Genomic DNA, 24,449 nt, shown 5'->3' with positions numbered 1-24,449 from the left:
GGTAAGCATTTCGCTTGCCGCAAAGTAGTAAGAAAAACAAATAAAACAGTACGTCAAATACACCTTACCCTACAACATCGGTGCCTTGGCTGCGCGTTCCGCAAAGAACGAATGACTATTGGCACTTAAAAGGACCCGTTATGAAAATGACTCAGATCTCCGCCTTGGTCGCCGCAGGACTGGCGCTGACCGCGCTCTCTGGTATGGCAAAAGCCGAAGGCCGTTTGGTGATTTATTGCAGCGCAACCAACGCCATGTGTGAAGAAGAAGCCAAAGCCTTTGGCGCAAAATATGACGTAAAAACCAGCTTTATCCGCAATGGTTCCGGCAGCACGTTAGCTAAAGTCGACGCAGAGAAAAAGAATCCGCAGGCTGACGTCTGGTACGGCGGCACGTTAGATCCCCAATCTCAAGCAGGAGAAATGGATCTACTGTATCCGTACAAATCCGCCAATCTGGAACAGATCATGCCGCAGTTTCGCGATCCGGCTAAACGCAAAGGCAATTATTCCTCCGCGGTTTACATCGGCATTCTCGGTTTAGGCGTCAATACCGACCGACTGAAAGAAAAGGGGTTACCTGAGCCAAAATGCTGGAAAGATCTGACTAATCCAATCTATAAAGGCGAAATACAGATTGCCGACCCGCAAAGCTCTGGCACCGCGTATACCGCGTTGGCAACGTTCTCACAACTGTGGGGAGAACAGGCGGCGTTTGATTACCTAAAACAGCTGAATGCCAACGTCTCTCAGTACACCAAATCCGGTATTGCTCCGGCACGTAACGCGGCTCGCGGCGAAACCACCATCGGCATTGGTTTCCTACATGATTATTCGTTGGAGAAAGAAAAAGGCGCTCCGCTGAAATTAATTTCCCCTTGCGAAGGTTCCGGCTATGAAATCGGCGGCGTCAGTATCCTGAAAGGTGCGCGCAACTTGGATAACGCCAAACTGTTCGTCGACTGGGTGTTATCTAAAGAAGCGCAGGAACTCGCGTGGCAGAAAGGCCAGTCTTACCAGATTCTGACCAACACCACCGCCGCCACCTCCCCGAACTCCCTGAAGCTGGACGACCTGAAACTCATTAATTACGACATGGATACCTACGGGGCTTCCGACATGCGTAAAAAACTGATCTCCAAGTGGGTCAGCGAGGTCAAGATGGGTAAATAACCCACCGACCTTCCGTCATTTTTTGGGTTGTTATTGAAATACCTGAGGGCGTTTTTACCTGCCGCGCTCTCAGGTTGCCAACACCGAGGGAACACCATGTCACACGCTTATGCTCTGCGGCCACCGCAGACACGGGATGCTATTTTCTATTGGCTGGCCGTTGCCGTAGCTGCTTTTGCTTTATTACCCGCATTCAGTCTGGATTACGGTCTGTTGGAATCCAGCCGCAGCGAACTTCTGGCCGCTTACGGTTGGTCTGGTTTGAATATCAGCCAGCTATGGTTTGCTCTGCCACTGGTTCTATTGATTCGTCCGCAAAATCCCGCCGGTCGGGAACGACGGAATCGCCATCTATTTGACGCCGGTTACGCCCTGTTTTGTGCTCTGTTCGTGGTAATCAGCGCCACCTGGCTTGAACGCGGATTAGGTTTCGCCACGATCGGGCTGTTTATCGCACTGGGAGCCATTATTACGCTGGCGCTGGCGCGATTGGAATGGTTGGGAGGCGACCGGTTTGTATTAGGTTCGTTGGTGACGGTGATTGCACTGATTACAGTCTTTATTCTGTATCCCAGCATCGCCATTTTTATTCCTATGTTTACCGATGACGGCGGCGCCTTTGCTCCGTGGCAGTTTATGACCATTTTGGGTCAAGCACATATTCTGCAAGTCATCTGGAATTCATTCGTGCTCTCCGTTGCCGTCGGTATCGGCTGCACCTTTTTTGGTATGGTTCTGGCAATATATACCACCCGAATTGCCAAGCGTTCCGCATTATTAGGGCGAATATTCTCCATTTTACCTATCGTCACGCCGCCTTTTGTCGTTGGGCTAGGCGTTACGCTAATGATGGGGCGTTCCGGCTATGTCACCGAACTGATGGTGACCGGGTTCGGGCTAACCAATACCAACTGGCTGTACGGTTTTACCGGTATTTGGCTGGCGCAGGTGCTGGCCTTCACGCCGATGTCCTTTATGATTCTTGACGGTGCGATCAAAACGATTCATCCCTCGTTGGAAGAAGCTTCTTACACTCTGCGCGCCAGCCGTTGGCAGACGTTTATGCAGGTGTTTTTACCGCTATTAAAACCGGCATTAGCCAACTCATTTCTGATCGTCATCGTGCAATCTCTGGCTGATTTCAGTAACCCGCTGGTGTTAGGCGGCAACTTTGACGTGCTGGCCACGCAAATTTATTTCTATATTACCGGCGCGCAGCTTGATTATCCGGCCGCCTCCACGCTTGGCGTGGTGTTACTGATGTTCTCGCTGTTTATTTTCTGCATTCAATATATGTGGATAGGCAAACGTTCCTACGTCACTATTTCCGGTAAATCCTCTCGCGGAGACGTACAACCGCTGCCAGTGACGCTAGTGTGGGGGACCACGGCGATGCTGTATGTTTGGATCGCCTTTAACATCTTGCTGTACGGCAGCATTTTCTACGGCAGTTTCACCGTCAACTGGGGCGTGGATTACACTCTGACGCTGAATAACTTTACTCAGCTATTCGGTCAGGGCTTCAGCGACGGTGCATGGCCTTCCCTGCTAGACACCCTACTGTACGCCGGTATCGCCGCGCCTATTACCGCGGCGCTGGGGCTACTGATCGCCTATATTGTGGTGCGCCAGAACTTTCGCGGTAAAAAAACCATCGAATTCAGTACCATGCTGTGCTTCGCCGTTCCGGGCACCGTGGCTGGGGTTTCCTATATTCTGGCGTTTAACAGTGCGCCGGTTTACCTGACCGGCACCGCCGCTATCGTGATTATCTCAATGGTGATGCGTAACGTTCCGGTGGGTATTCGCGCCGGTATTGCAGGATTAGGTCAGTTGGATAAATCGCTGGATGAAGCCTCTCTCAGCCTGCGCGCCGGTTCTCTGCGCACCGTTATGTACATTCTGCTGCCGCTGCTGCGCCCGGCGATCCTCTCCGCATTGATTTACAGCTTTGTCCGCGCCATGACGACCGTTAGCGCCATTGTGTTCTTAGTCACACCAGACACGCGCGTGGCGACGTCTTACATTCTGAATCGAGTGGAAGACGGAGAATACGGCATTGCCATTGCCTATGGCTCAATCCTGATTGTGGTGATGCTGGCCATCATCTTCCTGTTTGATTATCTGGTTGGCGAAGCGCGGGTTGCCCGCTCCAAAGCCAGCACCGCTGAATAATGGCGTACTGACAAGGCTGAATATTATGTCTGATGATAAAAAACCCACTGAAAACAAAGAACATTTTGTCGAGCTCAAGAACGTCGCTAAACGCTTTGCCAACAATACGGTGATCGATGGCTTGAATCTGGCAATACCCAAAGGGGAAATGGTCACTCTATTAGGACCTTCCGGCTGCGGGAAAACTACGGTACTGCGGCTGGTGGCAGGATTGGAGAAACCCAGCGACGGACAAATTTTTATTGACGGTGAGGATGTGACGGACCGTTCCATCCAGCAACGGGATATTTGTATGGTTTTCCAGTCCTACGCCCTGTTCCCCCATATGTCTTTAGGGGAAAACATTGGTTACGGCCTGAAAATGCTTGGTCGTCCAAAGGCTGAAATTAACGATCGGGTGAAAGAAGCGCTGGCGCTGGTGGATCTGGAAGGTTTTGCCGATCGTTATGTCGATCAGATTTCTGGCGGCCAGCAACAGCGTGTAGCCCTGGCTCGTGCTTTGATCCTAAAACCCAAGGTGCTGTTATTCGACGAGCCGCTCAGTAATCTGGATGCCAACCTGCGCCGCAGCATGCGCGATAAAATTCGTGAATTACAGCAGCAGTTTAATATCACTTCACTGTATGTGACTCACGATCAAAGCGAAGCCTTTGCCGTTTCAGACACCGTATTGGTGATGAATAAAGGCAAAATCATGCAAATTGGCGCGCCACAGACGCTATATCGTCACCCAGCGTCTCACTTCATGGCCAGCTTTATGGGAGACGCTAACGTATTCCCCGCGCGAATCAATAGCGACAGCGTGGAAATCTTTGGTTATCACATTCCGCGTCCTCACGATTTTGCTACCGGTATTCAGCAAACTACCGTCGGCGTTCGCCCGGAAGCCATTACGCTGAGCCAGCAAGGGGAGCCGAGCCAGCGCTGTATTATCAATAAAGTGGCTTACATGGGGCCGCAGTACGAAGTGCTGGTGGACTGGCAGGGGCAATCACTGCTGCTACAGGTTAACGCCACTCAACTACAACCCGCACCGGGGGACAGTTATTTCCTACAAATTCATCCCTACGGCATGTTCGTTTTAACCGACCAATAAAGCTTATTTGCTCGCTGGCCATACGCTATGGCCAGCCTTAACGGAGATTGCAAAGGGATTGCAACCCATATGATATGAAAAAATGGTGGGTTATTGTGCGAAAAATGACAAAATCTCAATAAGTTGCGCATTCTATGAGCAAACGAATGAAATTAACGTATTCCCCTTTGACATCCCCCTCTCACCCCGCTATTATTCGCCCCGTTCACACGATTCCTCTGTAGTTCAGTCGGTAGAACGGCGGACTGTTAATCCGTATGTCACTGGTTCGAGTCCAGTCAGAGGAGCCATATTAGAGAAGCCCGATTAAGGAAACTTAGTCGGGTTTTTTGCTTATGCGTTTTAGATTAGGATCTTTTTGTGCGGTTTATTTACGTTTACACGAAACCCGAAGGAAAAATTTAAACGCATCGCAATCGCTGAATAATAGTATTCATTCTCAATAAGTTTATATATTCCTCCCAATTTAAAATCTAGCATTATGATTAAGCTAAGATAAATCCCAACGCCGAATACATTCATTTTTCGTTAGGTCAGAAGCTGGCTATCGTGCTGAAACAATAACGGATTGTAATCAAAAAATTCTTTTCTTGATAATATGTTAGCAGTGATTAGAATCTGTTTGATTGCGGATTGGTAGTCATTAATTGTGGTCTCTTTTATCTTACTATTCGTGTCTCTGTCAGCCAGGAAATTCAGCATGCTATGCTTGATATATCCTTAAAATAACGTTTTTTGGAGAGTATTTATGAAGTCTGTAATGATAATCGATGATCATCCCGCAATTCGCGTCGCTATCCGCGCCTTATTATCGCAGGACAATGAATTCTCAGCGATTTACGAATCCGCCGACGGTAATGAAGCGCTGGCAATATTAAATACCCAACCTGTTGATTTAGTGATTATTGATATCGAATTACCTAACTTCGACGGTTTCTCTTTGTTGAAAAAACTGCAACAACGTGGATTCAGCGGCAAGTCTTTGTTCCTGTCCGCCAAAAACGAACAGGTTTTTGCAGTGCGCGCACTGCAAGCTGGCGCTAACGGTTTTATCAGCAAAAACAAAGATATTAGCGAAATACTCTTCGCCGCTCAAAACGTCTTACGGGGCTATTCGTTCTTCCCATCCGAGGCCTTAAGCCAGCTCGCAGGGCAACCTTCCAGCCATGATTCGGTCAACCGCGCGCGCATGTTGTCTGAACGGGAAATTAACGTTTTACGTTATCTGGTCAATGGATTGTCCAATAAACAGATCGCCGATGAGATGTTTATTAGTAATAAAACGGTCAGCACCTACAAAACCCGCATTTTAACCAAGCTGGGGCTATCCTCGGTGATTGAGCTGGCTGACTATGCGCATACCCACAACTTGGTGTAGCCTGCCATCTGCCTGGCTGTTTTGCCTGCTATTTATACTTGTCGCGCCTGCGCTGGCCGCACCGATAAATAGCCGGCTGGGGTGTGATACCGGCCAACCGCTAACATTACATAGCATCGCCAAGAATTACAGCGATGACTTACTGCTCACGCCAGAAATCGATACTCGTCAATCCAGCCGTCGCACCCTGAGAGTGGGCGTGGTGATCGATGCCAATACCCCTTTCGTGGTGAATCGCGATGATAATTCAATCGAAGGTATCGTAGCCGACTATCTAAAAGTAATCAGTGATTCCAGTCAGTTATCATTCCAGATGATCGGATATTGCGATTACGGTTTAGTGCTCAATGCGTTAGAAAGCGGTCAGATTGACTTAATGGCGGGAACACCGATGCTGGCGCAGCCGGGGCTAATTGCCTCCCACGCTTTCTTCACTAACCGTCACGTCGAAGTACGCAGCAAAGATTGGGACCCAACCCAACGCCGCCATCCTGAAACCGTAGCGATTGTGAATAATGAACCGCTATCACCAGAATTTTTATTTAATTATCATGACGATAACATCATCGCCTATCCCAACCAACTACAAGGATTGTTGGCGGTGGCCTATGGTAACGCCGATGTTTTTGTCGCTAACGCAACCTCAGCCAACTACCTAATCGATCAGTTACAGCTGCTGACATTACAAATCCGCAACTTCGCGCCCTATCATCCGGCGCCTTATTCCTTTCTGGCAAAAGCCAGTAATCAAAAGCTGATAGACGATCTCAATTTAGTGCTGGAGTTGCTGCCCAGCCGAGCAACCGGCGATATTCAACAGCGCTGGTTTGGCAGTCGACATCACTACAATATCGACGCCAAAATGCTGCTCACCGAGCAGGAAATAGACTGGATTCATAGCCATCCGATTGTGACTTATCTGGCTCCGCTCGATCTGGCTCCCATTATATTCCGCGATCATCGTACTGGAAAAATGGCAGGACTCTCTGTCGATCTCATTAATTTGATCGCCCGCCGTACCGGTCTTACATTCGAACCGATTTTTATCACTAATACCGGTGAAGGGCTGCAAGATTTCCGCTCTGGGAAAATAGATATACTGCCCGGCGTGGCAGTTCGCGATGGCCTTTATGGCGATGCGCTATTTAGCACGCCCTTTTCCCAGTCATTATGGGGAATATTAGTGCGTGAAGACCGAACGGACATTAATAATGTCGCCGATCTGGCCGGTAAACGCGTGGGGTTACAGGCTGGCAGCGTCTCTAGCAACATTATTTCTAACCCATTCTTAAATCAGAAAATTAATTTTATCGAAGCGCCGGATACCATGACGCTGGTGCGCTGGTTACAGCAAGGCAAAGTTGACGCTATTTTGAAAAATATGATGACCGCCAACTTTATTGCTTCGCAGGATTTTAAACCCAATATTAAAATCGTTGCAGTTGCGAGTGAAGAACCGCTGGGTATGGCTTTTGCTATCCAGCCGGATTTGCCAGAGTTAAAAGCGATTATCGATAAAGTGTTGGATTCCATTGCACCGGAGGATCTGGATAGCATTATTAGCGAATGGAGCGTTTATAAACCCAAACCTGTGTATGCCGCAGATCATTCTATAGAAAGCCAATGGCTGATGCTGTTACTTAAAATTAGCTCTGCGGTGCTGTTATTATGCGGTTTATACCTTGGGTACTTGGTCTTTAATAAACGTCGTCAAGCTAGCCAGCTACATACGCGATTATTACAGCAGGAGTCGATCATTAATGCCCTGCCGTTCGCCGTGTTTATCCGCACCGCCGATGGGCAGTTGGCGACCTACAACCGTTATTTTGCCGCCGATCGTGAAGATGAGCTTAAAAATCTGCTGAATCAAAATGGCGACAATGCCGACTGGCCGTTAATTACCCCGCTGGATCGACAAATTGATGCTTTATGCCAACAGGTATTGCAGGATATGCAGCCGCAAATGCTGGATATTTCAATCGAAATTGGCGGCGAGCGGCGGGATATATTCCTGTGGATTATCCCATTAAATAGCGCCGAGAAAGGGCTATTAGGCGGCTGGCTGGATATTAGCCAGCGTAAAAACTTCGAACGCCAGTTGGAAGCCGCCAGACTAGAGGCTGAGAGCGCCAACCGAGCCAAAAGTACCTTTCTGGCAACCATTAGCCATGAGCTACGCACGCCGATGTACGCCATTTTAGGACTACTGGAACTGGAAATTCGTGGTCAGCAGCCGGTACAAAAAGAAACGTTAAAAACCGTGTCTAATTCTGCTCAATCGCTGCTTCGCCTGTTAGATGACATTATCGACTCGGCAAAAATCGAAGCAGGACAACTTAGCGTACATCCGGTTGCGACCGATTTTCGCACTGAATTCGAACGGTTGTTACAAATTTATCAGCCTATCGCCAATGAGCGCCAGTTACGCTTCTCCAGCTGGATTGACGATCAAATGCCCCCATTATTATTGGTAGATATGCTGCGGGTAAAACAGGTTGTCGGCAATTTGCTGGGCAACGCCCTCAAATTTACCGAGCAAGGCGGCGTTTCTATTGATGTGACCTGGGAAACCACCTCCCCTCACCATGGAATAATGAGCATAGATATTACGGATACTGGAATCGGTATTTCCGATACGGCGCAGGCTTCACTGTTCCAGCCATTCAGTCAGGCCAATGAGGGAGGATCGCCTCGTTTTGGCGGCTCCGGTTTAGGCCTGTGGATTTGTCGTCAACTGGTGATGAAGATGGGTGGCGATATTTCTATGGAAAGTGAGTTGAACAAAGGAACCAGCCTGTTTATCACGCTGCCTCTGCCGCTGGCTGAACTGACACCGGCGGCAACCGATAATCCGCCGAGACTTCCCGCTATGCAACAACAGGTCAGCCACTTGAATATTTTGGTGGTGGACGACATGGAGGTAAATCGTAAAGTATTACGCCAGCAACTGGCGTTCATCGGTCTGAAGCAAGTAGTCACCGCCAATAATGGTGCGAAAGCATGGGCGCTGCTGCAGGAACAAACGTTTGACCTGGTCATTACCGATTACAATATGCCAGTAATGAATGGTTTTGAGCTGACTTATCGCATTCGTAACGATGAGCGGTTACGTCATATTATTGTGATTGGCTGTACCGCAGATGCTCGTGAAGAGAGCGTGTTGCAGTGTCAAAAAGCCGGAATGAATACCTGTCTCATTAAGCCCGTCACGCTGGATTCCCTGCGTATGATTTTGGCACAGCAAGGTTTTGTCACCGCCCAAGCCCCGACTGAGTTGATGCAGGCGGATAAAGATACGCCCGCGACGCACAATAAACTCCGCCTGCTTTCCGGTGGCAACGCTGGCGTGGAAAAAGAGCTATTGGCCTCGTTATTGAGCAGTAATCAGCTGGATTTGGCGCGCCTCCAGCACATTATGACTCAGCTAAGCGACAACCCCCTCGAACGGGAAAAAGATTACAAGGAAATTGCCAGCCTGATACATCGCATAAAAGGCGGCGTTCAATTTGTCTCAGCAGAGGATTTGGTCGCAAGCTGTATTCGGTTTGAGGATTTGTTATCCTGTCGGAATCATCACGCAATAACCGAACACTGGCCAATATGGCAGGCGTTATTGATACAAGCCAATGAGCAAATTGATGAAGCCATTGCCCGGTAATACGGGCAAATGGCCAGTTCCCGCGACTGATAACAACGCCGCCACCGAAAGAGGGCGCTTTCCCCGTTTAATTCTGCCGACTCTCTATGACGCTTCTCTATAACAAAATGAAGCCTAGCGCCAATCGCCTTTTTATTAATACCTAACCCGCTAAAAAATAGACTATTTAGCTCTAGTAGCCTTTGTCCTACAAAGTTTGTAGGACGTTTCCTATAGAAATCAAAGACGCCTCTCATTCTGCTTGCAGGTCATCCCACCTACACTACGCGCTGATTAACCACGGTCTTTGACATCGCCATCGTCCGTGTCTCGCAGATCTTGCCATCCCCCCCGAACAAGTCTGTGTCCTTAAATCATATAAAGTAAGTGAGATCAGAATGAATAAAACGTTACTGATGGCCCTGCTATTCACCCTGCCCGGTGTTACATTGGCTGCCACGTCCAATAACACCATTAAGTTTCAGGGTGAGGTGGCAGAACAAACCTGTCAGGTCGATATAAATGGCTCGGCAAATACGCCGATTGTATTACTGCCCACCGTCGCTTCCGCCAGTCTTTCCGGCCCCAATAGCGTCGCCGGTAAAACCAATTTCACCATCAATCTGACTGGCTGCAATGTCGCCAGTAAAGAAACCAAAATCAGTTCGGTATTCCAGGGAATGAACGTCACGCCAGCCGGCAATTTGGGTAACACCGGTACCGCTCAGTTTGTAGCAATCCAACTATTGGACCCATCCGATCGCCCAGTCATTTTAACCTCCGGTCCCGTTGAGGTTCCGGGAATTACGCTAGCAACAGGCTCAACCTCGGCCTCTCAAGACCTCTCCGTACAATATATTTCAGAAAGCGGAAATGCCGTCGCCGGTAGCGTTATGGCTTCGGCACAATACGCCATTACTTACCCCTGATAATCCCAGTGATGCTGGCCTACCAGTTCAGGCTAATTAATTAAACATGCCAAGAATATGAGATACCAATGACGATATGCACTAAAAACATCATTGCCTGCATCTTGCTGGCCTTGGCCAGCATTGTTTCTTTTACAACGCAGGCAAGCGTTGTAATGACAGGTACGCGGGTGGTTTATCCGGAAGGCACACGGGAAAAAATATTACAGCTCAGCAACAAAGATGATAATCCGAATTTGGTGCAAATCTGGATGGATGACGGCAATAACCAGTCATCACCAACGAAAGACGACGTTCCTTTTTTGCTGACTCCGCAAATATTTCGCATGGAGCCACAAAGCGGTCAGGTCGTTCGTCTAGCTTATATCGAACGTAATCTCCCCAAAGATCGCGAATCCGTTTTCTATCTTAACTTTCTACAGATTCCCGCCATGAAAGCGGATAACCAAGTCAATAATAAATTAGTGCTGATTGTAAAAAATCGCCTGAAGGTATTTTATCGACCAACGGCGCTTAATGAAAATACCGATAACCTGCATGAAAAAATCCAGGTTAGCCTCAGTGACAATACCGGACAGAAAATAACCATAAATAACCCAACCGGATATTTCATTAGCTTACGAGACGCGCAGATGACGGTGAATAATAAAATCGTTTCTTTCGCCAGCAGTGAGATGGTATCCCCAAAATCCTCGTCCACTCTGACGATTCCAGAGGGAATAAAAGCGATTAAAGGTCAGCAACTTACCCTTACGTTAGTGAACGACTACGGAGCGAATATCTCAACCATTTATCGCTTGTAACTGGTTTATGTTTAATCAAGAAGTCAGTGGGTATAGAAAGTGAAATTAATCTCTTGGTTGTCTTATACGCTGGGGCCGGGGTTGCTGATAATGCACTCCGCCTTTGCCTCAGTGCCTAATGATGGCAATAGAGATGAATACGTTTTTGAAGAAGCCTTATTACGTGGCTCCCCATTAGGCGAAGGTTCACTCGCCAGATTTAATAAAGCAAATAATCTTGAGATCGGCATCTATCAAGTCGACCTCTATATGAATAATCATTTTATCGACAGAATAGATCTGAAATTCACGCAGCAAACGACCGGGGTTCAGGCCTGTTTTTCTCTCGATCAATTGGCTCAGGCGGGAATAGCAGATAAAGCGCTGGCAGATGCCAATAAACAGGCGGATTGTCAGCCTCTAGCAATGTTACTGCCGGGCAACACTCAGCATTTTGATTATTCTTTATTACGCTTCGATCTAGGCGTACCACAAAGTTTTGTGAAGCAGGTGCCTCGGGGCTATGTCGATCCGAAAAACCTCAGCATCGGCGATAGCATAGGCTTCAGTAATTATAATCTGAACCAATATCACGTAGCTTACAACCGCAACGGCGTCACGCAGAATACCGATTCCACTTACCTTGGGCTAACTAACGGCGTAAACGCCGGCCTGTGGCGTTTACGCCAACAGGGTTCCTTTCGCTATGACAATAACCGCGGTGGAAACTGGACGACTACGCGGGTTTACGCTCAACGCGCATTGCCAAGCCTGCGCAGCGAAATTACGTTGGGTGAGGGATTTACGTCCGGCCAGTTTTTTTCCAGTCTGGGTTTTAGAGGCATGACCATGGCAACCGACGACCGAATGCTGCCCGATTCCCTTCGCGGCTATGCGCCGGTAGTGCGAGGCATCGCTAAAACCAATGCCAACGTAACGGTTTATCAGAATGATCGTCCTATTTATCAAACTGCCGTGTCTGCGGGACAATTCGAAATAACCGATCTTTCAGCTACCAACTTTGGTGGCGATTTAACGATCATCATCACCGAAGCCGACGGCTCCACCAGCAGTTTTCGTGTACCTTTTTCTTCGGTACCAGAATCCCTGCGCCCCGGTTATTCCCGCTACAGCTTTTCCAGCGGCCAGATACGCGATGTTGGGAACGGCGAAACATTTAGCGAGCTAACCTATCAGTACGGTATCAATAACGCCCTAACCGCCAACGGAGGCCTGCGTTTAGCCTCTGGTTATCAAGGCGTTATGCTCGGTGGCGTGTTCACTCACTATATTGGTGCTCTGGGCTTCGACACCACTTACTCCAGCGCGCAGTTGCCTAATGATGAACATCAGGACGGCTGGATGATGCGCGCCTCCTTTAGCCGCACTTTTCAGCCGACGGGCACCACGTTCTCTCTGGCAGGTTATCGTTATTCCACCGAAGGCTATCGTGATTTAGGAGATGTCATTGGTGTTCGGGCAGTCAGTCACGGTGAAACCTGGCAGTCCGGTAGCTACCAACAGCGGTCGCGGGTTGAAATGTCGATGAATCAGAGTTTGCAGGACTACGGTTCACTGTATTTCACCGCCTCGTCACAGGATTACCGCGATGGCCGCAGTCGGGATAACCAATTGCAGCTAGGTTATGCCACGCTGCTGTGGAATCAGGTCAATGTGAATCTCTCCGTTTCACGCCAGACGACCGGCGGCTCGTCCAGCAGCAGCAATTTTGAAGATCCGGTAACCGGTATGCCGATCGAAAGCGGCTTACAAACACCCGCCGGAAAAGAAACGCTGGCACAGCTGTCTCTGTCATTCCCTCTGGGAAGCAGCCCGCGCGCACCTTATGTTTCCATCGGCGCTATTCACAGCAATAGCAGCGGTACCAACTATCAAACCTCTCTTTCCGGCGTCACCGGTGAAGATCAGTCTGCCAGTTACAGCCTGGATTTCTCGCGCAGCCAAAGCAATAAAGAAAACACTTGGAGCGGCAGCCTGCAAAAACGGCTGCCGGTCACCAGTCTGAGCGGCAGCGCCTCTCTCAGCACCGGTTACTGGCAGGCTTCTGGTAGCGCGCGCGGGGCTGTCGCCGTTCACGGCGGTGGCGTCACCTTAGGCCCCTATCTCAGCGAAACCTTTGCGTTAGTGGAAGCCAAAGGCGCCGAAGGCGCCAAAGTGATGTACGGGCAAGGTGCCAGTATCGATCGTTTCGGCTACGCCTTGGTGCCTACTTTAACCCCTTATCGCTACAACACCATTTCCCTGGATCCGCAGGGAATGGATTTCAATACCGAGTTACAGGACGGCGAACGCCGCATTGCACCTTATGCCGGTTCCGCGGTTAAAGTCACTTTCCGTACCCTAAACGGTTATCCGTTACTCATTACCATCAAGCGTCCGGATAACAGCATCGTTCCGATGGGAGCCAACGTCTATAACCGAGAAAATATCGTGTTGGGTATGGTAGGACAGGCCAGCCAGGCTTATCTGCGGGCCGATGAACGACAGGGAAAACTCACGATTAAATGGGGCGATGGCGACCACCAACGCTGCATTCTGCCTTACGATTTGGACGGCGTTGATGATAAACAGCCGCTGATCGCTTTTGACGCACTTTGTGCCAACGATATGCACTAACTCAGGAAGTTATATGATGTCATCAACCTCGTATTGCCGAAAATTGCCGCTTAAACGCTATTTTCTCCCGCTGGCGCTATTTTCCGTCTCGCTCACACTGAGCTTGCCCAGCTATGCCAAATGCGTCTGGAAAGGATACAACTTGGGCGGCGATAGCAACGGCGCGCCCCTACGCTTTGGCAATATCAATATGACCAGTAATTACATTCAGCCCGTAGATTCTATTCTGGCTTCCAGCATTATCAGTCTGGTTCCGGCGCGAGCGTTAGCCAATCCGGAAACGGTGCTGTATGAGTGCGATCTGGCGGATAAAGACAGTCTTTACGAGGTTTTTGCAACCAATGGCGACAGTAACGTCGGCGGCTATACCAATATGGGGGATAACTATTTCCAAACCTTTTTCCCTTATACCGCGCTGAAACTGATTCACGTGGATTCCGGCATGGAATTCACCCGAATCTGGCAGCAGGTTCGTCTGACTAAATACGATACACTCGGTAATAAAATTCAAATAAAAGGAAAACATTTCAGCCAGATACGCGCAGAGCTAAAAAAAGTCGCGACGGTGGATCGCACGCCCGGCACCTCCACCTGGGGCTGCCCCGGCCCAGCAGCAGATACATATTCCGGTAATTACACCTGTAATCAGCCAAATGGCTATGTAGTATTCAAAGGGCCGGGAGCCGATGTGCCGGAAACTGGCTATGACTCCTCAACCCGCTTCGATACTTGGGGTTCCGGTCGTTATATGGCTTTTGGCATGAATACCGCGCCGGTCTCATCTCTGAGCCGTAAAAACACCTGTGCAGTGCGCAATGTCACCCCTTATGTGGTTTTTCCCACGATTACCGTTAGCGAGCTGGCGCAAGACCAAACCCGCAGTGCCAGCATCAATGTGGATGTGGAATGCCAGACTGGAACCCTTTCCGGTATCAATAGCGGCCAAACCTCAATCGGCATCCAAACCTCTTTACCGGGGTATTTGAAAGCGCAGGGATTAGGGTTGGTGAATACGGCGGGTGGCGTGAGCTATTTGCTTTCCGATCTGTACGGTACCGATAGCCGCATTGCCACTGGCGTCGGTATCACGCTGGAAGACAGCAGCGGTACGCCGATGAATTTTGTCGGCTGGGGAGGATGCAGTGGTAACTGTACCTCCGCCGCTAACGCTGGGTGGTATCCCATTCTCGCAGGTGCCAATGCCAACGGCAGCAGCGCCGCCGGTTATAACAATTACACCACCCAGTTTACCGCTACGCTGAAAAAACTGCCGGGGAGCGCACCAACCGCCGGTAAAATCGATGCCACCGCATACGTTTTGGTGAAAGTACAATGATCCGACTTCATACGCTCTGCACGCGGAAAAACCTGTTGTCCGCGCTAACCATGCTGCTGCTATTTATCATCAGTATCAGTGCGGATGCCGGTATTGTGGCCTCCTCTACCAGAATAATCTTTCTCCAGGGAGACAGAGAAAATACCCTAATGCTGGCTAATACCAATGAATATCCCGTAGTAGTACAAAGCTGGATTGATGATGGTGACGTAGACAATACGCCGGATCAGGCCAAAGCCCCTTTCCTGCCGCTGCCTGCGGTTTTTAAAATGCAGCCGGGCTCAATACAAAGCCTGCGTATCATTAGCAAAGGCAATCAACCCACCAGCGATCGAGAATCCGTTTATTGGTTGAATTTGTATGAAATTCCGCCGAAAGATCGTTCCAATAATCACGATAATCCGCAGGTCGCCATGGCGATGAACACCCAAATGAAAGTGTTTTATCGCCCAAAAGAACTGACTCTCTCCCCCGAAGCTGCGATGAAGAAAGTGAATTTCACACTGATACAGAACGCGGGTAAGACACTGCTGCGGAGCCACAATCCCACGCCGTATCATGTCTCTTTCGGGCAAATGACGCTGAATCTCCAAGGGAAGAAAGTTAATATCCTGCAGGAAATGGATATGATGACTCCGCCATTCAGCGAACGTGAGTACAGCACCGAAAACCCCCTACCCGCCAATTCTCACGGAGCTACGCTGACATACAGTTATTTTGACGATAGCGGCGCTCAAATTAGCCAGACTCAATCGCTTTAAACGGCAACCCACAGGGTTTATTTCCACTCTTGAAGCGGTAATACACAGTGATTACCGCTTATTTCCCTGCGGTCTGGCACGCAAATGCGGGCATTTATTCTGGTATTTTGCCCTAAGTTTTACCCTGCTTTCAGTCTTCACTCTCAGTGGCAACAGGGTTTTAGATAATCTTTTCCCACAAATATTGCTGCGTAGCAGTAAAGCCTAAACGTTGTTCTTCCTTATTTTTCCTCATCTCACCCATTCCCCTTTGTTTCAGGCAAAGGGGAAATGAAATAAAACAGCATAATCTTGCACCATAACGAGCTGATTTCGCTGAAAAACAAGACAATAAGCTCAATCTCTCAGCAAACGCACGTTTTTAATGGTTTTCTACTTTGACAAACCCGTCCACCCTCGCTATTATTCGCCTCGTTCACACGATTCCTCTGTAGTTCAGTCGGTAGAACGGCGGACTGTTAATCCGTATGTCACTGGTTCGAGTCCAGTCAGAGGAGCCATATTAAAGAAGCCTGATTAAGGAAACTTAGTCGGGCTTTTTGCTATTGCAAATAATGTGATTATCCGGCAGCACTCCCAACAACGCCATAGCTCAACTGTGCTAAATGACGATTATTTATGCCCATGATGACTCTAAATCGGAGGTTTTTCTAACTCGCGGCTTTGGATATTCACTTTCAATAGATAAAAAAAGAGCCAGACATCAATCTGGCCCTCCATCCTTTAAACTAAATCGCTCGGGTTACTTAACTTCACCCATTGCTTTCAGTTTTTTCGACAGTTCACGACGTTCTTTCGACAGATCGGCATTTTTGATGATGTAATCATCAACACGATCTTCATAGTCGCTGCGCATGTTAGCGATGATGCCCTGCACGTCTTCAATACTCATGCCAGGTTTGATGTATTCGCTCAGATTATCGAGCAACAGAACGCGTTTTTGGTTATCACGAATTTTCTTTTCGTTATCGACAATTTCACGCTGCAATTTATTTTTGCGACGAAACATACGCACGAACTCCAAAACGTCCTGGAAAGTTGGCTTGCTTACATTTTCCATTTTCACACCTTAGCTAAGTTTTACACAAATTCAATTGCTGACGGCCGGTTGTCTGTACACCATCACGTCGTTACAACACGCGATCTTAACAATACAGGGTAGCAGCCACCAGAGACAAGATTCATTGACTTATCTTACCTTTTTTACCCGTCAGACAGAAATTTCATCGCCTTGCGCGTCCAAATAATCGGCTAGCGTCGCATAGTCATCTCAATCAAATCGCCCAGCTCTTTCAATTGTCGGGTAATTTCTATGCTCAACCATACATAGCCATAAATAGGCGCCTCGATTTGCTGATTTTTGGTAGCAACTTCAAGCAGTTTTTCCAGCTCTACGCTGATCTCACTCAATTCGCTGGCGGCGGCCTCTTCATACTCAGGCTGGCCGCTGAGCAGACACTGGCATAAATTATCCAGAGTACGAATCGTTAGCAACTGAGTATGGCGCAGAGTTTGGACATTCAGCAGTAAAAAATGGCTTTCGCGAGACGACCAATAGGCATCGGCTAACAGCTCCAGCGTAGAAACCACATTGCGATACAGCGTTTGAATCGCGTTAAATACCTCTTTATCAATGCCAGATTCTTTAGTCGCCGAAGCAATATAACCGCGCATTTTGACCAATCGCGCTAACTCGCTTTTTATTTTGTCCTCTAAACGGGGACGGTCGACCACATTAGGCGATAAATAAGCGGCATAGATAGTGCTGATGGCGTGCAGACTGGCGCTTAATTGCATACGCCAATGGGTAAAAGCCCGCTGCGGATAAATGCTAGTGAATAACAACGCGAGTATAGAACCCAAAATAACATCGGCGCTGCGCCACAGAGCTGTACTCATATCGACCGAGCCGGAACCGCAAACTAATGCCAAGGTCACACCGATCAATAAAGCCATATAAGGCCGGTTGCCCAAGGTTAAATAACCACAGACAAACATCACCACAAAGCACCAGGCAAGCATAGCGGTTAGAGAATATTGTTGAAGATACAGCGCGACCAGGCCCGAAGCCGCCCCGCAAAGGGTTCCGCCAATACGTTGAATAGCGCGAGAAAAGACATTTCCCCAATAGGAGAGCGGCCCCATCACGACGACCAAAGTAATTAGCGCCCAAGTGGCATCAGGGAAGGCAAGCAAACGCAGGATAAGAAAGGTTAGGACAAAGGCCACGCTAATTCGTAAAGCGTGGGCAATACGGTAATGGCTATAAATCAAATTATCCAGCGGCGTAATTTCTTTATCAAGGCGCACAGCACACTCACCCTATTCGTCAGGAAAGGGCTAATTCTAGCGGAGTAACCAGCATCTGGCACTCCGCCAAACATGATAAAATATGACAATCTTGGCAATTGTTATTGCCAGGTAAGGAAGAGTACTAATTTTATTTAAAATCGATGGCCATTTGTTCCTGAATGGTTAAACCACGGCTGGACTCGACGCAACAGGCGACATAATCCGTAAAGCGCGGGGGTTTTGCCATTCCCAAACTCAATAGTCGCTGATTATTAAAGCGTACATTTAGCATGGCAAATGAGCCATATAATCGCATAGCTTTTAGCATCAAGCGTTCATTACAAGGTCCAAATATATTTTTCAGCTGATTACGCATTTGCACCAAAGCACCGTAATCAACCTGCATATAATTTATTCCCACGGGTTTTTGTTTCGCCGCCAAAGACATGGCATTATCTATTTCGGCAAAACTAACGCTATTTTCTTCACCGGCAGAAATATGATAAATATAGTCAGTCAACTTCGGATGTAATAATAAGCAGACCAATGCATCTGCGCAGTAATCGACAGGAATAACGTCAATATGATCGTCCAGAGAACACATAAACTTCCGCATCATTAATGCCATGCGGAATACCCAGAAAATGCTGCTGGATGGCTGACAACCTAAGCGAGTATGGCCGACAACAATAGAAGGTCGCGCGAACACCAACGGTAAATCAGGGCATTGTTCTGAAAGAAGATTTTCAATGGTCGATTTGGATTTAGTGTATTCGACCAAATGCGCTTCACTGGCCGGAGATAAGACCTCCTCATCAACCAGACTTCCTGCATCCGGCGTACAAGACATCGCCGTACCAACGTGTACAAAGCGTTTTAAACCTGTCACCTGAGCCATACGTTTGGCAAAGGTCAGTGTGCCTTCAACGTTAACCTTCCAGATTAACGGATTATTGCCAAAAGAGGCTACCGCCGCACAGTTGATAACATGAGTGACCTCATCCAACCGAGGATCGGAAATAAAACTTTCTGGCTCAGCCAAATCACCTAACAATATATGTCTTTCTGTAACTTTATTCAGATTCTGGGGCGAAAGATAAAATTTCTCTAAATTATGTTTGATACGGGCTAAGCCTTGTTCTGGTGTATTAGCCCGGACCAGTAATAAATAATTAAAATCCGAATTTTCTATCAGCAGCTTTTCCAGCACTGCTCCGCCCAGAAAGCCAGTTGCCCCGGTCAATAAAAGTGTTTTCACCGTTTCAAACCCCGTTAAGTATTTTATGTCGAGCATTGTATAAAGGGCTGAGTAAACGGAAGTTAAATAACTCGTTTAATGAATCATTAAAGTCAAAGTTATTTAATTTATAAATGATTAAATATTTTTTTAAGTATAAATATCATTATGTTCCGATTCACATGCGATGCCGTTCTCGTCTTATCTAACTAGGGTAACTCGAGATCCCTCGGTTCTAGTGATGATAAAACTGACGTGAAAACTATGCTGAGATGATATTCTTGTTACAAAGTGAGTGGCGGCCGTGGGTAAATCTCAGCCCCTGAGCCAGCGTCAATAAAGGTCAAACAAAAGAATGTCAAAACCAACCTCATCACCGACGTTTTACGTCCATGATTACGAGACCTTTGGTCAACATCCAGCGCTGGATCGTCCAGCGCAATTTGCTGGTGTGCGAACCGATCTAGATTTCAATATTATCGAAGAGCCTTTGGTGGTGTATTGCACTCCGGCGGACGATTATCTGCCGCAACCAGAAGCGGTGATGATTACCGGCATTACGCCACAAACCGCGCTGGCCAAAGGCGTGAACGAAGCCGAGTTTGCCCAGCGAATTCATCAGGCTTTTAGCGTGCCCGGAACCTGCATTTTGGGTTACAACAATATTCGATTTGATGATGAAGTCAGCCGTAATATCTTTTATCGCAACTTCTACGATCCTTACGCCTACAGCTGGCAAAATGGTAATTCTCGCTGGGATTTGCTGGATGTTATGCGCGCATGTTATGCCTTGCGTCCAGAAGGTATTATCTGGCCTGAAAATGACGATGGCCTGCCGAGCTTTAAACTGGAACATCTGACCAAAGCCAATGGCGTAGAACATTTACAGGCTCATGACGCGATGTCTGACGTACACGCCACCATTGCGATGGCAAAACGGGTTAAGCAGGCACAGCCTCGTTTGTTTGATTATCTCTATCAACATCGTAATAAGCACAAAATCAATTCGTTAATCGACATTGCCGAGATGACTCCGCTGGTGCACGTTTCCGGCATGTTTGGTGCCGCGCGGGGTAACACCAGTTGGGTTGCACCTCTGGCTTGGCACCCGGATAACAAAAACGCCGTCATCATGTGCGATCTGGCCGGTGATATGTCGCCGCTGCTGGAACTGGATGCCGACGCCTTGCGTGAACGCTTATATACTCGTCGAGACCAGCTTTCCGCCAATCAATCCTCTGTGCCAATCAAACTGGTGCATATCAATAAGTGCCCGGTGCTGGCTCCGGCGAAAACTCTGCTGGCAGAGAATGCCGAACGTTTAGGTATCGATCGCCAACATTGCCTGCAAAATTTGCAATTATTGCGACAAAATCCGCAGATACGCGAAAAAGTCGTCGCCCTGTTTGCTGAGGCACCGCCTTTTGCCGCATCCACCGATGTGGATGCCCAGCTTTATGACGGCTTCTTTAGTGACGCCGATCGAGCGACAATGAAGATTATTCAGCAAACTGCGCCGCAAAATCTGCCTGCGCTGGATCTGAGTTTTCAGGATCGACGTTTGGAAGAGTTGCTGTTCCGTTTTCGTGCCAGAAACTACCCCAATACTCTGGATGACAGTGAGCAGCAACGCTGGCTTAACCACCGCCGCGAAGTGCTAAGCCCTGAGCGGGTACAAGAATATGTGCAGCAATTGGAGCAATTCTACAATTTGTATGAAAGTGATAAAGAGAAGCTGGAACTGTTAAAATCCTTGTACGATTATGCACGCGAACTAGTGAGTTAACATCTCACCCAAATGATAACCCGACGGTGCTATTCAGTCTGCCGATACCACCAATACTGAACATCAGCTTAACGAATCGGGCAGATCAGCACTGATAATAAAACAGCGTATTTCGCCCTATTCCAACGGTCAATTCTGTCTGCGCCCAGATTGCGGACAAAAAAGCGGAGCCAATCGGCTCCGCTTTTCATCACAAATCAATCAAGTTTTTATTATCGTGCAAGTTCTTCATTGAACTGCGGTAATGCCTGACGGAAAACTCGGGTTTTCCACAGCATATACGCCAGACCAATAGCCCCCCAAACCAGACCTAAAGTCATTGAGCTACTTTCTAGGTTCATCCACAGCACGCCTACAGTCCCTGCACCAATTACCGGCAGAATCAGGTAGTTGATATGATCCTTAAGGGTACGGTTCAGGCGCTCCCGAATATAGAACTGGGAGATAACCGACAGGTTAACAAAGGTAAACGCCACCAGCGCACCAAAGTTAATCAACGCCGTTGCGGTAACCAGGTCGAAAGACACCGCAGACAACGCTACCCCGCCAACCAACAGCACGTTGATAGCCGGAGTACGCCATTTCGGGTGCACGTAGCCGAACACTTTTTCCGGGAACACACCATCGCGGCCCATGACGTAAAGCAGTCGGGAAACCCCAGCGTGCGCCGCCATGCCTGAAGCCAGTACCGTGACGCAAGAGAAGCACAGAATCACAGACTGGAAGAACTTACCGGCGACGAACAGCATGATTTCCGGCTGTGACGCATCAGGATCGCTGAAGCGCGAGATGTCCGGGAAATATAACTGCAAGAAATAAGATACCGCGATAAAGATAATGCCGCCGATTAACGCCGTCAGGAAAATAGCTTTCGGAATCACTTTACCGGCATTGGGCGTTTCTTCAGACAATGAGCTGATACCGTCAAACCCAAGGAATGAGAAACAGAGTATCGTCGCACCGGTTATCATCGGCACCAAATGGGCGTTCTCTGAATAGAACGGCTTGGTGCTAACTAATGTACCCGCGCCTTCACCCTGATAAACGCCATGAACCAATAGCCCGACGAATACCACCATAATCGCTACCTGTACCACCACAATAATGGAGTTCAGGTTAGCAACCACGTTGATACCACGCAGGTTGAACAAGGTCATCAGGCTGACCAACGCCCCCACGAAGATCCACGAAGGCACGCCAGGGAAGATAGCTTCCAGATAAATTTTTGCCAGCAGAATGTTGATCATGGGCATGAACAGATAGTCCAGCAATGACGACCAACCCACCATAAAGCCAACGTGCGGGCTAATGGATTTCTGCGCGTAGGTGTAGGCCGAGCCCGCGGACGGGAAGCGTTTCACCAATTTGCCATAGCTAACGGCGGTAAAGAGAACCGCGATCAAAGCGATGGCGTAAGAAGTCGCGACGTGACCATCGGTCAAGCCTGAAACAATACCAAAAGTATCAAAAATGGTCATCGGCTGCAGATAAGCAAGACCCATCATAACCACTTGAACCAACGTCAGTGTTTTTCTGAGTTGGACGCGATTGTTGGTGCCTGTCTGATTGGTGCCGACCTGAACAGTTGTATTAAGCGACATGATTCAGCCTCCCCATACCTTCGACCAGATTTGTGTTTGTACCACAAAGTCGAGAGGTGACGGGGAAACTTCGTATCTGCCTGGGATACGCAAGTGGGGTAATGAAAGCGGAATAGCGGGTTGAAAAAATACCTGCTGCCCCATAATCGCTGCGTGTGCAGCGCATGCCGGTAGGCACCGGCGCTAAAATGAACAATTGCCCCATCTTTCTTTCCTCATAGCGGCGATTTCATGGTGTGAATAATCGCACGCGGACCTATTTATCTATCCGGATCGATGCCCGGCCTCTTGATTTGTGAAAACACGAATGCAAAAAAATAACCGACGAGTTATTTAAAACGTCGGCTATTTCTTGGCGCGTATTCTGCCCTAATCCGAGATAAAAAGACAAGACGTTAAAACCATCCAAAACAAGTTTATTTCGCTCTGCGAAGAAAAAACGTCCTTACCGCGCCTTATAAGGCCTGCGCAGCGATTTCTACCTGCTCAATTGCCGCCCATATTTTCTGTTTATTCAGGCTAATTGGCAGTGCGTGGATGGACTCTCCCGGCTTGAGAATTCGGGTAATAACTTGTTCAATGGCATCACGATCGCGAATATTGACGTCTAACGCGGCCAGATGGGTCGGTAAGCCCCAGACTTTGAAGGCAGAAATCAGGTCTTTCAACGCCTGCTCCTGCTCCAGCAACGCGGTTTGTACCAGAATTCCGTAGGCCACCTTTGTTCCATGCAAGAAATGTTCGGTTTGCGGCAATACCGTCAATCCGTTGTGTACCGCATGGGCCGCCGCCACGCGTGTGAAACGCTCGCCTAATCCCCCCACCATGCCACCACCGGCAATAATTGCGTCAACTACATCAAGGAAATCCTGCGTTAATTCGCCCCGCGCTACTGCCTGCAATGCCGCCTCGCTCTGTTCCAATAGAACATTACGCACATCCAGCGCCGCCTGTAAGCCCAGACGCACCGTCAACGGCAAGGATTTAGGATCGCTGCTTAATACAACGGCTTCGTACCATTTAGCCAAGGTATCGCCGATACCAGCTAGCAGATAGGCCAGCGGAGCCTGCAAAATAATGCGCGGTTCAACCAAAACCAAATGGTTAGCATCATTGAAAATTTCAAAATTCAGCGCCTGCCCCTGCTCGGTATACCACACTGACAGCGGCGTCCAAGCGGCACAGGTCGCGGCAATGGTAGGAATGGCCACCAGCGGTAGGCTCAAACGTCGTGCTACCACCTTAGCGGTATCCAGTACGGCCCCGCCGCCAACGCCAATCACCACCTGGCGATCGAAACCGGCCACCCTGACCAGTTCTGCCACGGTGGATTCACTACAATGGCTGTTAAAGCGCGTCTTAATAGCATTGGCGGAGTGAAATTCTGCTGGCAGATAATCCTGCGCGGCGTTCAATGCTCGTTCACCATAAATCCACAGCGCTTTTTCCAATACGGACTGCGGGTAGAATTCACTCAGCTTATCGATAGCACCGGTAAAAGAATAATAATTGGCAGGCCCTACCTGCACGCGGATTGTGTTCGCACTCATGCCATTTCCTTGCTGATGTTAGATGTTATGAATTTTTTTCAGTTGTTATCAACGGCGATTATTATTACTTTCTAACCTGT

16 protein-coding genes and 2 tRNA genes are annotated in these 24,449 nt (G+C 48.5%); 13 read left to right on the top strand and 5 right to left on the bottom strand.

The genetic code is table 11. The features are described 5' to 3' along the window. Positions 1 to 140: 140 nt before the first annotated feature. The 12 genes from AD970_RS04570 (at position 141) to AD970_RS04510 (ending at position 16,403) form a co-directional block, all read left to right on the top strand. On the top strand, positions 141 to 1,172 hold the full coding sequence (locus AD970_RS04570) for an ABC transporter substrate-binding protein (RefSeq protein WP_049597137.1): 1,032 nt from the start codon (positions 141 to 143) through the stop codon (positions 1,170 to 1,172). A gap of 96 nt (positions 1,173 to 1,268) precedes the next feature. Next, positions 1,269 to 3,347, top strand: coding sequence for an ABC transporter permease (locus AD970_RS04565; RefSeq protein WP_049597136.1), 2,079 nt, complete (start codon positions 1,269 to 1,271; stop codon positions 3,345 to 3,347). Positions 3,348 to 3,372: 25 nt separating this feature from the next. Further along, complete coding sequence (gene fbpC / locus AD970_RS04560; protein ID WP_049597135.1) at positions 3,373 to 4,443, top strand: ferric ABC transporter ATP-binding protein; 1,071 nt, start codon at positions 3,373 to 3,375, stop codon at positions 4,441 to 4,443. A 214-nt stretch (positions 4,444 to 4,657) separates the two neighbouring features. Further along, positions 4,658 to 4,733: transfer RNA gene (locus tag AD970_RS04555), tRNA-Asn, on the top strand. Positions 4,734 to 5,191: 458 nt separating this feature from the next. Next, positions 5,192 to 5,821, top strand: a complete 630-nt coding sequence (locus AD970_RS04545; protein WP_072080593.1) for a response regulator — start codon at positions 5,192 to 5,194, stop codon at positions 5,819 to 5,821. Further along, positions 5,796 to 9,479, top strand: coding sequence for an ATP-binding protein (locus AD970_RS04540; RefSeq protein WP_084728113.1), 3,684 nt, complete (start codon positions 5,796 to 5,798; stop codon positions 9,477 to 9,479). The genes AD970_RS04545 and AD970_RS04540 overlap by 26 nt, the downstream gene beginning before the upstream one ends. Positions 9,480 to 9,856: 377 nt before the next feature. Further along, positions 9,857 to 10,387 carry a fimbrial protein gene (locus AD970_RS04535; protein WP_049597133.1) on the top strand — a complete coding sequence of 177 codons (531 nt, stop codon included), beginning with the start codon at positions 9,857 to 9,859 and terminating at the stop codon, positions 10,385 to 10,387. 68 nt (positions 10,388 to 10,455) lie between these two features. Next, complete coding sequence (locus tag AD970_RS04530) at positions 10,456 to 11,190, top strand: fimbrial biogenesis chaperone (protein WP_049597132.1); 735 nt, start codon at positions 10,456 to 10,458, stop codon at positions 11,188 to 11,190. A 39-nt stretch (positions 11,191 to 11,229) separates the two neighbouring features. After that, complete coding sequence (locus AD970_RS04525) at positions 11,230 to 13,806, top strand: fimbria/pilus outer membrane usher protein (RefSeq protein ID WP_049597131.1); 2,577 nt, start codon at positions 11,230 to 11,232, stop codon at positions 13,804 to 13,806. A gap of 16 nt (positions 13,807 to 13,822) precedes the next feature. Next, positions 13,823 to 15,142, top strand: a complete 1,320-nt coding sequence (locus tag AD970_RS04520; protein WP_084728114.1) for a fimbrial protein — start codon at positions 13,823 to 13,825, stop codon at positions 15,140 to 15,142. Then, positions 15,139 to 15,903 (top strand): fimbrial biogenesis chaperone, encoded by a 765-nt coding sequence (locus AD970_RS04515; protein ID WP_084728112.1) that lies wholly within the window; start codon positions 15,139 to 15,141, stop codon positions 15,901 to 15,903. Before AD970_RS04520 ends, AD970_RS04515 begins: the two co-directional genes overlap by 4 nt. Positions 15,904 to 16,327: 424 nt before the next feature. Beyond that, positions 16,328 to 16,403, top strand: a tRNA-Asn gene (locus AD970_RS04510). Positions 16,404 to 16,645: 242 nt separating this feature from the next. Here the strand turns inward: AD970_RS04510 and tmaR are convergent. From tmaR to AD970_RS04495, 3 genes are all read right to left on the bottom strand, one after another. Further along, entirely contained in the window at positions 16,646 to 16,963 is a 318-nt protein-coding gene (gene tmaR, locus AD970_RS04505; protein WP_049597130.1) for a PTS system regulator TmaR, read from the bottom strand. Positions 16,964 to 17,154: 191 nt separating this feature from the next. Next, positions 17,155 to 18,213, bottom strand: a complete 1,059-nt coding sequence (locus AD970_RS04500; RefSeq protein ID WP_049597129.1) for an FUSC family protein — start codon at positions 18,211 to 18,213, stop codon at positions 17,155 to 17,157. Positions 18,214 to 18,343: 130 nt separating this feature from the next. Further along, positions 18,344 to 19,453 (bottom strand): SDR family oxidoreductase, encoded by a 1,110-nt coding sequence (locus AD970_RS04495; protein WP_049597128.1) that lies wholly within the window; start codon positions 19,451 to 19,453, stop codon positions 18,344 to 18,346. A gap of 334 nt (positions 19,454 to 19,787) precedes the next feature. Between AD970_RS04495 and sbcB the strand changes: the two genes are divergently transcribed. Further along, entirely contained in the window at positions 19,788 to 21,218 is a 1,431-nt protein-coding gene (sbcB, locus tag AD970_RS04490; RefSeq protein WP_049597127.1) for an exodeoxyribonuclease I, read from the top strand. Positions 21,219 to 21,430: 212 nt separating this feature from the next. Here the strand turns inward: sbcB and AD970_RS04485 are convergent, their stop codons facing one another. Both AD970_RS04485 and AD970_RS04480 read right to left on the bottom strand, forming a co-directional pair. Then, on the bottom strand, positions 21,431 to 22,819 hold the full coding sequence (locus AD970_RS04485; RefSeq protein WP_049597126.1) for an APC family permease: 1,389 nt from the start codon (positions 22,817 to 22,819) through the stop codon (positions 21,431 to 21,433). 455 nt (positions 22,820 to 23,274) lie between these two features. Beyond that, positions 23,275 to 24,369, bottom strand: coding sequence for an oxidoreductase (locus tag AD970_RS04480; RefSeq protein ID WP_049597125.1), 1,095 nt, complete (start codon positions 24,367 to 24,369; stop codon positions 23,275 to 23,277). Between the last annotated feature and the right edge of the window lie 80 nt (positions 24,370 to 24,449).

The organism is Yersinia nurmii (genome assembly GCF_001112925.1).
GTDB classification, from domain to species: Bacteria; Pseudomonadota; Gammaproteobacteria; order Enterobacterales; family Enterobacteriaceae; genus Yersinia; species Yersinia nurmii.
This window is presented reverse-complemented; position numbering and strand designations above follow the sequence as displayed.